The sequence below is a fragment of the Westiellopsis prolifica IICB1 genome (genome assembly GCF_004323185.1).
Lineage (GTDB): Bacteria > Cyanobacteriota > Cyanobacteriia > Cyanobacteriales > Nostocaceae > Pelatocladus > Pelatocladus prolificus_A.
Genome location: NZ_NAPS01000002.1, coordinates 2,288,037 through 2,301,140, shown reverse-complemented (window position 1 = coordinate 2,301,140; position 13,104 = coordinate 2,288,037). Strand labels below are relative to the sequence as shown.

At 38.3% G+C, this 13,104-nt stretch carries 11 protein-coding genes; 1 reads left to right on the top strand and 10 read right to left on the bottom strand.

Going from position 1 to position 13,104, the window contains the following annotated elements; translation table 11 throughout:
- The 10 genes from B4U84_RS30820 to B4U84_RS24175 form a co-directional block, all read right to left on the bottom strand.
- Positions 1-241: helix-turn-helix domain-containing protein (locus B4U84_RS30820; protein WP_165490338.1), on the bottom strand; the 241-nt coding region annotated here is incomplete at its 3' end.
- Positions 242-297: 56 nt separating this feature from the next.
- Positions 298-1,452: a tetratricopeptide repeat protein gene (locus B4U84_RS24220; protein WP_510650809.1), complete on the bottom strand. Its 1,155-nt coding sequence runs from the start codon at positions 1,450-1,452 to the stop codon at positions 298-300.
- Between the two features lie 120 nt (positions 1,453-1,572).
- Positions 1,573-2,898 (bottom strand): AAA family ATPase, encoded by a 1,326-nt coding sequence (locus B4U84_RS24215; RefSeq protein WP_131120814.1) that lies wholly within the window; start codon positions 2,896-2,898, stop codon positions 1,573-1,575.
- A gap of 634 nt (positions 2,899-3,532) precedes the next feature.
- Positions 3,533-4,537, bottom strand: a complete 1,005-nt coding sequence (gene cofG / locus B4U84_RS24205) for a 7,8-didemethyl-8-hydroxy-5-deazariboflavin synthase subunit CofG (protein ID WP_131120813.1) — start codon at positions 4,535-4,537, stop codon at positions 3,533-3,535.
- Between the two features lie 209 nt (positions 4,538-4,746).
- Complete coding sequence (locus B4U84_RS24200; protein WP_131120812.1) at positions 4,747-5,295, bottom strand: GAF domain-containing protein; 549 nt, start codon at positions 5,293-5,295, stop codon at positions 4,747-4,749.
- A gap of 89 nt (positions 5,296-5,384) precedes the next feature.
- Positions 5,385-7,307, bottom strand: coding sequence for an Hsp70 family protein (locus B4U84_RS24195; protein WP_131120811.1), 1,923 nt, complete (start codon positions 7,305-7,307; stop codon positions 5,385-5,387).
- A gap of 298 nt (positions 7,308-7,605) precedes the next feature.
- On the bottom strand, positions 7,606-8,592 hold the full coding sequence (locus tag B4U84_RS24190) for a nucleoside hydrolase (RefSeq protein ID WP_131120810.1): 987 nt from the start codon (positions 8,590-8,592) through the stop codon (positions 7,606-7,608).
- A gap of 105 nt (positions 8,593-8,697) precedes the next feature.
- Positions 8,698-10,005 carry a bifunctional metallophosphatase/5'-nucleotidase gene (locus B4U84_RS24185; protein WP_242677689.1) on the bottom strand — a complete coding sequence of 436 codons (1,308 nt, stop codon included), beginning with the start codon at positions 10,003-10,005 and terminating at the stop codon, positions 8,698-8,700.
- 78 nt (positions 10,006-10,083) lie between these two features.
- Positions 10,084-10,980 carry a hypothetical protein gene (locus B4U84_RS24180; RefSeq protein WP_131120809.1) on the bottom strand — a complete coding sequence of 299 codons (897 nt, stop codon included), beginning with the start codon at positions 10,978-10,980 and terminating at the stop codon, positions 10,084-10,086.
- Positions 10,981-11,244: 264 nt separating this feature from the next.
- Complete coding sequence (locus B4U84_RS24175; protein WP_017311717.1) at positions 11,245-11,781, bottom strand: DUF4330 domain-containing protein; 537 nt, start codon at positions 11,779-11,781, stop codon at positions 11,245-11,247.
- 360 nt (positions 11,782-12,141) lie between these two features.
- Here B4U84_RS24175 and B4U84_RS24170 point away from each other — a divergent pair, with 360 nt between their 5' ends.
- Positions 12,142-13,002, top strand: a complete 861-nt coding sequence (locus B4U84_RS24170) for a M48 family metallopeptidase (RefSeq protein WP_044451247.1) — start codon at positions 12,142-12,144, stop codon at positions 13,000-13,002.
- The last annotated feature ends 102 nt before the right edge of the window (positions 13,003-13,104 follow it).

Sequence of the window (13,104 nt, the reverse complement as noted above, 5' to 3'; positions counted from 1 at the left end):
ATGTTTTCACCTCTAATAATTTCCCTAGCCCCCCTTGCCGATACTTTTGTAACCATCGTGTTACTGTTGAGCCATCTCTACCTAGTCTCTGGCTCAATTGTTGATGCTGTGTCACTTGTCCTGTTTTGATCCACCACAGAAGAAGCAATCGTTCTTTTTCCACAGATGTCCGAGCCTTGCTGAGACTTTTGGACAAATACTCAGCACTCTCTGATATTTCTAGATTGAAACCGCGTGCCATTGTTTACTTCTGGTCTTGAATCTTTGGCACTCTCTATTCTACTATTCTATGCAGCCTCACATAGAATTGGTATTATTAGCTTTTTTACAGGTATTTAGCACTTTACGAGCAATTGGAGCTTTAGCTTTGGGGACAGGAGGTTTCATTTTGAGCAACCTGTCTAAACTGTCAATTGCTTGCTCAAACCGTCCTAACTTAAACAGTGCGATACCCTGGTTAATCCAACCATCATGTAATTCTGGGTTGATGTACACAGCTTGCTCGAAAGATGTGAGCGCGTCTTCATGCCGTTGCAGGTGATCACATAGCACAACCCCTCGGTTGTTCCAAGCTGAATCAAATTCAGGTTTAATATTCAAAGCTTCTTCAAAACAATTGAAAGAATCATCAAAATGGCCTAAATACTGGAGTGCAAGACCCCGATTGTACCAAGCTTTGTAGTAATCTGGTTGCAGTTTTACTGCTTCATCGTAGAATTGTATGCTTGCTTCATATTCGTTGGCAGCAACAAACAAATTTCCAAGTTTAAATAATAAGCTAGTTCTATTTTTATCTTTTTGATATTTATCTTGAAGTACTTCTTGGAGTTCTAGAATTTTTTCAATTTTTTGTTCTTGAGTAAGTTTCAAATATTCCTCATAGTCTTCCTCCAAAATCAGACGAGTTGATTCTTGTTCAACTAATTCTGGTGTTGTTGGTAACTCAAATACTCCAGAACGCCAATCAAAAAAATCTGGGGCGCGATGAATTAAATAGTTGATCGAAAATGAGCGTAAGAGAAAAACAAAGCAAATCGAAAAATCATCTCTAAACCGTTCTCGCTGTTGATTTAAATGATTTAAAATATGCGGGACACTGGTTATATCGCTAAATCTCCCTTCTGTAATTTCGCCAAAAGTTCTTTTCTCATATTTATATAAAGAATATTCCAGACCTTTAATTAATAAAATATCAATTTGCTTGTCTTTAACAAATTCAGCCACTCGCTCATATAAATTATCAATCGCTTCAACCAAGTGCAAAACTTCTATATGCTTTTGGGGAATATCCTGGCGAAGTTTGGCAATTAAACGCTCTGCTTCCACAGGTGTACATTGGACAAAATACAAACCAAATCCTGATTTTCGCTTTAATGCACGAACCAAGTCTTGATAAACTGCTTCTGGTTCTGGGGGTAAATCTTCATCCCAATCAATTAAATCTGGATTCATGACAATACTGCTCGGATAAGACAAATAAATTGACATTTAAATCCTGTAGAGACGTGCCATGGCACGTCTCTACATGGCCAAAATTATGACGAAAAATCCTTAACCAAGCAGTATTGAGGTTCATGGAAGTTTTGCCACAGCTTCTTTAAATTCTGCAATTCCTTGAATAAGCGGGTGAATATCATACCAACGTTGCATTTCTCCCTCATCATATAAATAGCGATATTCTAAAAGACAGCGATTGTACATCAAACTCCGATACTGATCATCATTACGAATTTGCTTAGAATGCGATACTTTTGCCAATATATCCCATTGATTATCTTCTACTGCGCGGCGATAGGTATCTCTAGCTTGAGTAATTGCTCGTCGCACTGCATTTTCTGTAATTGGTAACTCTTCAGTACGTGCAATGGCATCTTGAGTTAACAATAACAAATTCCTAACATGCCCTCCACTCATCAAACAAAGTCTTTCTAAAGTGTTAGGACTATCAAAAATGTCTTTTTCTAGTGATAGTTCCGGTGCGATTTGCCGAACTCGTTTGCTAATTACTTCTTGAACTTTCTTCAGTCCAGGTTGGTGAATTTCCCCATTGCGAGTTTTGACCATAATCATCGGTAAAATCAAGCATTCACCATAGATTTCCCGAATATCTGGCGCTCGTTTAGAATGCAGGAGAGAAATGGGTGCAGTATAAATCAAATGGCAATCTAAAGCTTTTAGTTGTTCGCTGCGGTGAAAAAAAACTTCCTCATAGTTGGTGCTATCTCCCTCTTTAACTAACACCATCCGGTCTAAATTATCCACAATTAACGCTAATTTAGTGTAGCCAGCAGGGAGTTTCTTTTTCGCATCCGCTAGAAATTCATTCAACACCTTAATTAAAGTGAGACTTTCGGGATCTATTTTTTTGCGAATTTCGTGACGTAAATTGGGAATATTTCTTAAATTTGCTGTTAGCTTGGCAAATTGAGCAAGTTGTGATTCTACTTCCATGCTCTCAAACTCCATCTCAGTCTGTGCCAAATCTTTTAAATCTTGCCAGCGTTTTTTTAACCAGTTCAGTATCGGATCAGGATTACCAAGTGTGTGTAAATCTTTCAGCAATCGTCGGGTACAGGCGAGAAGTATATCTGTATACTGCGTGTCTTCTGATTGAATATCCTCTTCATCAGCTGCAAAATACACGACATAAAATTGCCGATTTTGTAAATAGCTCTTTAACCTCAGTAACTCCGTAGATTTTCCCGAACCTCGATGACCACAATACAATTGACAAGTCTTTTGATTTGCCCGTTGCATCCGATTTCCCAACTCATTTAAAATATCCCCATCTCCCCTGACTTCCTGACAGTCCACGTATTTTGGATCACCTGCGGGTAAAGGTTCAAAGGGGTTAAAAGCATTGTATAGGTTTGTTAATAACTCATTACTATCAAGCATAGGTAATAAATATAGCTATGTTTTTCATAATAACGAGATTATAGAGGGTTAAATGCTGGAGAGGAAAGTTCGTAGTAAGGACTAAAGTCCTTATTTTTTAAGCACTAAAGTGCTTACTACAAACTCTTAATTAAAATTTGACAACTACTGGGTAAAGCTAACCCAGCGAGAATTATAATTCGTGTGAAACGAAGCTTTAATACTCGTTGACGAGTATTAAAGACTCATCGACGGAGTTCAAAGACTCGTTGACGAGTATCAAAGACTCATCGACGGAGTTCAAAGACTCGTTGACGAGTATCAAAGACTCATCGACGGAGTTCAAAGACTCGTTGACGAGTATTAAAGACTCAACGACGGAGTTCAAACACTCGACGACGAGGTTCTAATACTCAATGACGGAGTTCAAACACTCGACGACGAGGTTCTAATACTCATCAACGCAGTTCTAATACTCGCCGACGGGTAGAGGTGTACGCAATACGGTTCAGCACTGTCAGATAACATGGTGTGTTAGGCTGAAGCCGTAACACACCCTACAAAATGATGCAATAAATTTCTTCTTCCTTCTCTGCGTTCTCTGCGCCTCTGCGGTTTATTAATGCACTATTTTAAGGCTGTCGCGCCACTACTTTTACTTTGTGTCTTTGTGTCTTGGTGTTTCAAAAACTATTTTTTCACCACATAGACACGAAGAAAATTTTCGCCATTGCTTTACTAGTGTTTGCAATTCCTCCGACAACCAACTATCAAATTGTGGATAAATTGCCAACCTTGGCACTAATTCCCATCCCGCAGGCTGTAAAATTTCTCTTAACTCCTGCTCTTGAATATGAGGATAATCAGGATTAACTTCATCTTTGGGGGCAATTCCGCCTAAATCTCTCGCGCCAGCTTCTATACATGCAAGTAACCATTGCTGATCTTTCACTAAATTTGGTGGAATTTGAATTGTAATATCTGACGGTAAAATTTGACGTGCTTTGCAAATTACTTCTGGTAGCTGATTCGGATTAAATGGTGGTGCATTAAAGCTTTGCTGATTCCCAGGACTATGAGGTTGCAGAATTACTTCCTGAATATGATGATAACACTGATGCAAGTTGGCGATCGCTTCCAAAGTTTCCCACCAATCATTTTCCGTTTCCCCAATTCCCAACAATAAACCTGTTGTAAATGGTATTTTTAATTCTCCAGCCCATTCTAATTGTTGCAGTCTTAAATCTGGTAATTTACTCGGTGCATGTTTGTGTACAGTTTTTAATAAATCTGGGGTTAACTGTTCTAACATTAATCCCAGCGAAACATTTGCTTGCTTGAGTTTTTGCATTTCTGTAAAACTCAATGGACCAGCATTTGTATGCGGCAAAAAACCCATCTTCAACGCTAATTCACACAAATCATAAATACGTTGAAACCATTCTAAACGCCGTGATGATTGGGGATGAACTTCGCCACTGAGGATGAGAATTTCACAAACATTTTGATTTTTAAGTTGTTTTAAAATCTTTTCTGCTGCTATTATTGTCAACCAAGGACTTTGACCCGGTTCTGTACGAAAGTTGCAATAAGTACAGCGATTAAAACATTCATAAGTAGGAACAATTGTGTAAGCCGGACTATAAGTAATTTTGTTCATAATTGGTTTTGAAAATGCTTCGCGAATAATAAGATCCCCGACTTCTTAAAGGATACAGCTGGCGAATCAGGGGTGATACCATTTCACCTTAATCACGATCACATAAATTTTGTCCCAGACGCGATATATCGCGTCTGCTCCGCTGCATATTTCCAAACCTGTTGAACCAGAAGAATTAATTGAGGCGATCGCTCAAACTATAAAGTAAGTTAGTTTATGATAGACCATTCGTTTGTTGCTTGAATATAAGCAACTGCCAAAGGTGTGAGTTTGGTTTCAAGTTGAGCAATTACGGCGCGATCAAATGTTGACCAAACTCGCTTTTGACCAAAAATTGCTGGTTGCAAAATACCCCATAATTGACCGTCTTGACACAAGTGAGCATGAATTAACGCTCGATGTCCAAAATTTTTGCGTTCATATTCTTTGTTGACAACTTCTGGACTTGCAGTTTCTACATCTTCAACATAAACAGAAGGATCGGTTCGCAGTGCTGCTGCATACAAGGGGTCTTCTTTTGGTAATGAATCTGGCTCTAATTTCCAATCAGAGTCTAAAATTTCTGGAATCTCCTGATTGCGTCGCCAGCAATAAGCAACTTTTCCAAGCTTAGTTTGAGGATTTCTCAGAAAAAGGAAACAGCGATCGCATTGTAATACTTCTCCAAGCGCCGGAAGCAAGGCAGCAAATACAGAATCTGGCTCTTTATATGTATCTAGAATGTTTTTTATCGGTTTAGGTAAAGTTAGATCAGTCATTGAAAAATAAATGATTTTGTTGCATATTGTCGCAACTATTTGTGATTTAAAACATCATTCCAACGACACAGTTCAAAATGAGCTTAATATTATTGAATCAGAATAACCGCCTCTTGAACCTTGGTAGCAAGAGCTTTCTGCAAACCTTGCTCAACTTTGGCAATTAATTGCTCAAAAGCTTCTTGATTTGCTGTGAGTTGTTCTTGCAACACCTTCTCTAACTCTGGCTGAATTTGCTTACAAATATCATTGATTTTCTTGTCGTTTAAAAAACTAGGACGCATCCAACCAGGAACATCGACATTTGTCTTGATTGCTTCTTTGACACCCTGACGATTTAACTCCATACCTGCTGCCATCACCGAAGCGCCGTATACTAAAGCAATCGGCCAGGTAAAGTGTCCAGTGAGGATTAGAGTGATGATGCTGGCGAGAGTACCTCCACCAATTACCACATTAATGATAAATGCTACTGTTTCAGCCAGAATTGCATCACCAATGCGTAAGTCTGGATTGACAAAAGCGGGATCAATTCCTTCCTCAAACCTTAAACTGCTTCTGGGTATATGAAACTGACGACAAATTGGATCGGTTTCTGTGGCTAAATCTGGTTGAATTTTCTGATTAAACCAACTAATGCATTGATGATTGATTATTTGTTGAGCGCGATCGCTTTTTAACCATTGTTCTGCTCTATCTTTCATCGATATTTCCAAATCAGCCAAAGTTCGGATTTGATTTTTTTGCCAATCTTTAATACTAATTCTCACAGCACTTTCAATCAAATTATCTGCTAGTGGCTTGGTTAACAATTCAACTAACTCAGGAATATGTCTCTCAATCAAATTTTTCAGCTTTTGTGATTCAAATAATTTATTTACTTCTTGTTTGAAAGCAGATGCACGTAAATCCCACCTTCCAACTCGCGCCAATCCCAAAGCAATACATCGTTCTGGTTCTGGGTCGGGACGCAGTAAGGTTTGGGGTTCGGGAAAAATTTCTTGACAAATTTGATGAGTAAACTGCATCCGAGATGCACCACCAGTCATTAGTAAAAGTTGCGGTACAATATTTTGTTGATCCAGCTGTTGTTTTGCTTCATTGACTGCGGCGCGAAATGATTGTATCCAACTATTTTGTCCCAGTTCAGACAAAGGTTGATTCAAGATTTCTTCCATCATCAATTTGTTGACTTGGGGAATAAAATAAATCTGTTCGTTGATCGATTCAAAGCCACGAGCAAAAGATTGAGAATCACTGTATAGTTGTTCGTTAGAAAAATAATTTTCTTTAGCTTTGCGACAAGCAAGTTCACAACGAGCTTGGTGGTGTGGATATTCATGAAATACTTTTTCGAGTAACGCTTTTTGCTCGTGTTTAGCGAGAGTACGTTCAAAAATAGCCCGATCAATTAAAGATGCTCCTAAAGCATTACTACCAAAATCTACAGGAATTTCATGTAAGGTTTTAACTAAAGTAAAATCAGTAGTTGAAGAACCAATATCCACAATTAGTACCGATGATTTCAGCTTTTCATACTCCAGTTTCCCGGCTTCCTTGGCTTGCATAAAAGCAGCACGTGATTCTGGTACAACATACAATTGGGAAATCCCAGCCGTTTGCAGTAGCTTTTGATATTCCTCGCGATCGCTCATTGACCATCCAGAAGGACAACCAACATAAAAATAGCTATTTTTACCACCTTCAATTTGTTTACTTGCTTGCAAAAGATGGTAGTAAGTAGCAACAAAAGTACTTATTGTTTTTCTGTAATTTAGATCATGATTTGGTTTTTGCTTAAACGAAATTTCCAGTTGAGTAACACCAGCTTGAATTAATGCTTGTTCTCCTACAAGATAACCAAGTTCGGGATGCCAACCAAGAGCCGTAATTTGGTTTTTCTTATTATTAATTTCCAACATTTGGGGAGGTTCAATACTCTCCACAATGGCTTTAGCAACAGCCGTTTCACCATGTCCCAAATCAAAACCAATTGTTTCTAAAATTTCCATATTTTTATCTTTATCTTACTTGATGATTATGAGATAATTTATTTGTTTGTATTTTTCCAGTAAAATATTACTAGGGTGCGTCAGATGTCAAAAATCTGTTGTCCATCCCTAATCTATCAAGTCTGACGCTTGATTTATGCGAGTATCCCAAATTTTCAAAAAACCCGCCTGCGCTTGAAATCGCAGTCTCATAGCATAAATCGTCTCAAGACGACTTGTGCTATTAGCTAAGGGTTTAAACCCAAGCGCGGTATTTTGAAAAAATTGGAATGTTCCTTAATGTGCAACTTAGAAGATATTAGACAAGTTGTTCAAACAGCTTTAAAAACCGTTCGGTATCAACATCTAAACAGGCTTCGACATTAGGTGGATTGGTTTTCTCATCTCGGCGATCGCGCCGATCTGCCAGTGATAACCCAGTGGTAAATCGTCCTTCAGTTTCGACCACCATATAGAGTGATTCAGTCTTTACCAAACTCGGAGCGATCGCAACTGCCATTGCCAAAGGATCATGTAAATAACAACCGTAAAAGCCTTCATAATCTCGATAGAAAGCCATATAAATTCCAGTGCAATCGGCAATAAACTGGGTGACTTTTGAAGGACGACGCTGTAAATTATCTTCAACAACTTGGCGCGCTAAAGGGGCTTTCATCGCCACATCCAAACCCACTAAAGTGAGGGGAATCCCTGACTCCATGACGATTTGAGCCGCATCAGGATCTACAAAAAAATTAAATTCAGCCGCAGCCGTAATATTTCCAGGTACGGTAACAGCTCCGCCCATGATGATAATTCGCCCTATTTTTTTCATCGTGACAGCATCTTTTTGAATTGCTGTTGCTAAATTTGTTAGTGGTCCTAAAGCTACAACAGTCAGACTCTCGCCGTACTCCTGGGCTGCATTGAGAATAACATCAATAGCATTCTCACCAGATGCTTCAATCGTCAGTTGCGGATAGCGGGGTGTACCATCAGCTTCTTTAAATTGATCTAATTCACCCAGCCCATCTTTACCATGAATACCTGCGGCATTCAACGGCTGTTTAACTAATGGTTTTTCACAGCCTTTAGCAACAATGGGTAAGGTTTTGGGTTGGACAATACTCAATACCCGCAATACATTATTAGTCGCTTGGTCTACATCGATATTACCAGCTAAAACAGTAATTGCTTTCAGGTCTAATTGCGGTGAATTTAATGCCATAATCAGCGCCAAAGCATCATCAACACCTCCATCTGTATCCACAAGCACTGGGATGGGCTGATTTTCAAAGGTTGTCATGCTGGTTGATCCTCTTGTTTAAGAATGGTACGCATTAAATTTTGTAGAGACATGGCAATGCAACGTCTCTACAATTAGAACTTACGCAAAAAACCTTTCAAACTCTTATTTCTCCGTGTACTCTGCGTCCTCTGCGGATTGTTCATTAATACTTAAAGATTCAAGCCTCTTTTCAGCATCATTGTAAACTGCTTTAATACCTTTATTTAACTGGAAATACTCATTTCCTCCACCTGGTATTCGGTTTTCAGGTCTCATAATATGTGTAAATATCTTTTTGAGAATTACCCCGCTAACTGTAAACTTATAAAGAGTATCGTTGTAAGGGTAAACCTTTCTTAGATCGCTTAATGTAACTAGAGGTCCTAATTCCTTTCCACGTATTGCACCACTCGCGACAAAAACTACATCCAACTTATCTTGTTGGGCAACAATATCAGCAATTAAGTTACCCAATTCAGTTTCTTGTTCACGTTTAGGGTGGGTTAATTGACGTGCTAATCGTCCAACCACTCGATTATACTTGCGGTCAACTTGTTCTTTGAAAGTCGCAATCAGATTTGCGATATTGGGATCTGGTTGTGCCAAATTGTGATCCACAGGTAGAAGTTGCCACTTCCATTCCACAATACTGTTAGTATCGTCGTCCACTAGAATATCGAAACGTCCAATCTGATCTGTACCAACTCCTGCTTGTGTAATCAGAATATTGTTGACTTGTGCAGGTTGTTCTAAAAATGTATGGGAGTGTCCTCCAATTATTAGATCTACACCCCATTCTGGGTCTAGCATTGCTGCTAGTTTTTTATCCTCTTCAAAACCGATATGCGTCAGAATAATTGTTAGATCAACGTCATCATTTTTGTAAGCATTACAAATCTTACCAATTTCTAATGCCGCATCTTCAAGACTTACAAAAGTGCCAATACTGCTATCACGTTTTAATGTCCTCAAAGCTTCTTCAGTCACAACTCCGATGAACATAATATCGAATCCATCTATATTTAGGATTAGATAAGGATTCATCAAGCGTTTGTTATATTTTTTAATATATAAATTGGCATTGACAATCGGAAAATTGGCCATCTTTTCCAAGAAAAGTAAGTGAGGTAAGCCATAATCTAATTCGTGGTTCCCCAAAGTTACTACATCAGGAGCAAGGTAATTCATAATTTCTATGGTTGAAATACCTTTGTATTCGGTATCAATCATAGAACCTTGAAGCATATCACCCGAAATGACAAAAAGCACGTTTTTCTCTTCTTGGCGAACTTTATTTATATATCCAGAAAGCAAGGACATTCCGCCAATAACATAATTTCCTGCTGTACCTGTCGCTTCTGCTAAAAAGTCTCCATGCATATCATTTGAATGTAAGATGGTAAACTTTTTAAATCGCTCAGTAGTGATCATATTTTACCTGTCAAAAATCAGTCAAATTGATGTCAATTATCATTATCTTATATAAGGTACTATTGGGTTAAAATCAAATTACTTGGAAGCTGGTTCAATGACCCGACCACGTCTGAGCAAGCGATCGCCTTTGAGCAAAGCAGGAGTAATAGTCACAAAATCCTTGGTGTCAGGGTCGATACTTGGCTCAAAATCAAAATATTCGTGATCGCTGTGAGGATCTTTTGGTTGATAAATTTGAGTCCGAATTCCCTGCTCCATTAAAATTTGAGGCAAAAGTTTAGTTAATTCCAGCATCATTTGAGGTTTATCTAGAAATGATGCACCTATTAGTCGTTGCAGAAAATTTAAGAGTTCTGGTAGTTCTTCAATCGCGCGATCGTCTAAAGATTGATTCCCTTGTTCAACTCTAGCAACTGCTAAATCTATTGTGTTGAGAGCATCACCCAGGTTATCAAGAAGAATTTTGCTATCAATTTTTAGTACCGATTGAGGTAATTCTCTTAACTCAGCAGAATTTGAATTATTTTCCTGTTGATCTTTATCGAGTTGTAAGACAATTTCTAAACCTATAAGCACAGAAGCAAGCAAAATAGCCATCCACGCTCCAGGGCTAGTTTCTGTTAGATAAAATAACCAAGCTAATATACCTATATAAAGAAGTGTCTTCAGTAGTTTTAGGATTAACCTGTTAGGAGACAACTTGGTAATTTGGCTAGTAACTTGCTTTGACTCTGGGATAGTGACTTGAATTTGGTTAGCAGCTGTGAGCGTAGCTAGTGACTGGCGCAATGCATCCAAGAAAAAAGCAGCCGAACGTACTTGAGCCATATTTAGCTCACCTATATAAATTTTTTCCAGATGATCAATTCGGTTTTGCACCAACTTCACCACCTGCTCAACATTAGTCACCTTGTCAATCTCAGTTTGGAGTTGGTGACGTTCCTCGTTAAAAAGTGTAAACAGTTTTTTCATTATTAATTATTAATTAACCACAAAGTTATATATAGCAAAAAATTCCCCCTTCCTACTAGGTAAGGGCAGGGCTGTTTCATTCTTAAAAGGAAAAAAGTGGAAACTTTGAAATCTCGTTCTGTTTTGATTAGATATTCGTTATTAACGAACTAAAAAAGAGGGTTTGAGATTTTACTCTCGAAAATGAAACAGCCCTGCTAGGTAAGGGGGCTAGGGGGTTAAGTCAAGCGATGATTTTTCCCCATCAAGCTTGTATTGCTCTAACTAAGATTTATCTTTAATTCGTACATCTATCACGCTAGCATTAAAGTTGTAATTAAAGCCTTCCAACTCAAATGGCATCCCAATTTTGACTTTGCTGTTACCTAGAACTGGTCCATTTTCAGTAAGTTGGGCTTTACCTTCCAATGTCAATAACATGTCTGTACTAAAACTGTTTGATTTGGGGTCTGGTAATTCTTTAACAGTACCATCTGGCTGAGGAACAAGCACAGTTTTAGGTAATGATTGAAGAGATTTGATATCAATTTTCCCGTGGGGTTGATTACGGATAATAACGTTTGTTTTACCACCTTTTTTAAATCCTTGGCTGTATAACTGTTCCGGATCACGTACATTTAATCCCCGAACAACTAAATCTACTTCAATGGGTACTGTTTTAGAACCTACTTGAGCTACAGAACCAGTAGTACCAGGGAAGAAAAAGATGCCAAATATAACCAGCAATATTACCAGTCCAGCACCGATATCAAGGACATTAAATTTACCAAATAAACGACCTTTGGAATCTAAAATAGCCATAACTGAAATTTTCCTAAATTCAATTTTTGACTTTATGAATGCTAAATTTGACAATGTAACGCCACGTGCTAGCTAGGATGGGAGGAACTTGCAAGGGCGCAGTAACTCTTTTTGATTCTTCGTTTCATCCAAGACGAGCTTTTGTGTTGTGTCTTTTTCCTCCTATTTCTTGTGTTTTGACATGCGACAGTTTATCATAAGCGCTGTTTTTAGTTGCTGCTGCCAAAAACAATCGGTTAAAACTGCATTATAGTCAAGTCTGCTTGTGACATCTGCATGAGAAATGTTTCATGCAACTTGTTATATCCTGCTTGCGTCTGTTATTTTTACGTTCTTGTTAAAGTCTTTTCAGATTGAATTATGAATAATAGGGAAAGATTATATATCTATTACACTGTTTTTCGACGTCGTTTGTTTTATCCATTGATTTCGGTGCTGGTGGCGCTATGTATTTGTTTGACTAGCGCTTTACCATCTCAAGCTTTTGATTGGGTACCTCTGATTTTTCAAGGAGTGCAAGCACTTCAGCTTTCTAGTATGTCCGATCGCCAGGAAGTTGAGATTGGTAAACAAATCAATCAACAACTGCTAGATAGTGATGTTCGATTGTACCAGGATGCAAATATTAACCGTTACATCCAACAAATTGGTCAGCGATTGGTAGCAAATAGCGATCGCCCCAATCTTCCTTTTACTTTCCAAGTTATTGACGATGATAAAATTAATGCTTTTGCTACTCTTGGGGGATTTGTATATTTAAATACAGGCTTAATCGAAACTGCTGAAAATGAAGCGGAACTAGCAAGCGTCATCGCCCATGAAATTGGTCATATTGGCGGTAGACACCTAGTCAAGCAGATGCGCCAAAAAGCACTTGATGAAGGTTTGTTAACAGCAGCTGGATTAGATCGCAATCGAGCCATACAAATTGGTTATCAGTTAGCGCGTAACTTACCAGGTAGTCGAAACCACGAATTTGATGCTGATAAAAGAGGATTAAGAACTTTGGCACGTAGCGGTTATAGTCAAACAGCGATGGTTTCGTTTATGCAAAAGCTTGTCAAAAAGAGTTCTGTACCAACATTCTTGAGTACTCATCCAGCAACAGGCGATCGCATTAATAGTATTAAAAAGGCTATCAATACTCAACCAAGCAATGGCAACGATGGTTTAAATAATTCTACATATAAAACTAATATCCAAGCCCTGCTTGGGTCTTGAAACAATTTTAGATTTAAAATTTTGAGTTTTGGATTGGGGTTTTCGACCTCATCCAAATTTTGCATATCTTCCCAATAATTTTAACTTTTGTACGCCCTTGGC

What these genes read in the sequence shown, in the direction of transcription:
- B4U84_RS24175 (WP_017311717.1), bottom strand. Translation starts at nt 11,781, where the DNA reads ATGGCTATTTTAGATTCCAAAGGTCGTTTATTTGGTAAATTTAATGTC.
- B4U84_RS24200 (WP_131120812.1), bottom strand. Translation starts at nt 5,295, where the DNA reads ATGACTGATCTAACTTTACCTAAACCGATAAAAAACATTCTAGATACA.
- B4U84_RS24170 (WP_044451247.1), top strand. Translation starts at nt 12,142, where the DNA reads ATGAATAATAGGGAAAGATTATATATCTATTACACTGTTTTTCGACGT.
- cofG (WP_131120813.1), bottom strand. Translation starts at nt 4,537, where the DNA reads ATGAACAAAATTACTTATAGTCCGGCTTACACAATTGTTCCTACTTAT.
- B4U84_RS24195 (WP_131120811.1), bottom strand. Translation starts at nt 7,307, where the DNA reads ATGGAAATTTTAGAAACAATTGGTTTTGATTTGGGACATGGTGAAACG.
- B4U84_RS24190 (WP_131120810.1), bottom strand. Translation starts at nt 8,592, where the DNA reads ATGACAACCTTTGAAAATCAGCCCATCCCAGTGCTTGTGGATACAGAT.
- B4U84_RS24185 (WP_242677689.1), bottom strand. Translation starts at nt 10,005, where the DNA reads ATGATCACTACTGAGCGATTTAAAAAGTTTACCATCTTACATTCAAAT.
- B4U84_RS24215 (WP_131120814.1), bottom strand. Translation starts at nt 2,898, where the DNA reads ATGCTTGATAGTAATGAGTTATTAACAAACCTATACAATGCTTTTAAC.
- B4U84_RS24220 (WP_510650809.1), bottom strand. Translation starts at nt 1,452, where the DNA reads ATGAATCCAGATTTAATTGATTGGGATGAAGATTTACCCCCAGAACCA.
- B4U84_RS24180 (WP_131120809.1), bottom strand. Translation starts at nt 10,980, where the DNA reads ATGAAAAAACTGTTTACACTTTTTAACGAGGAACGTCACCAACTCCAA.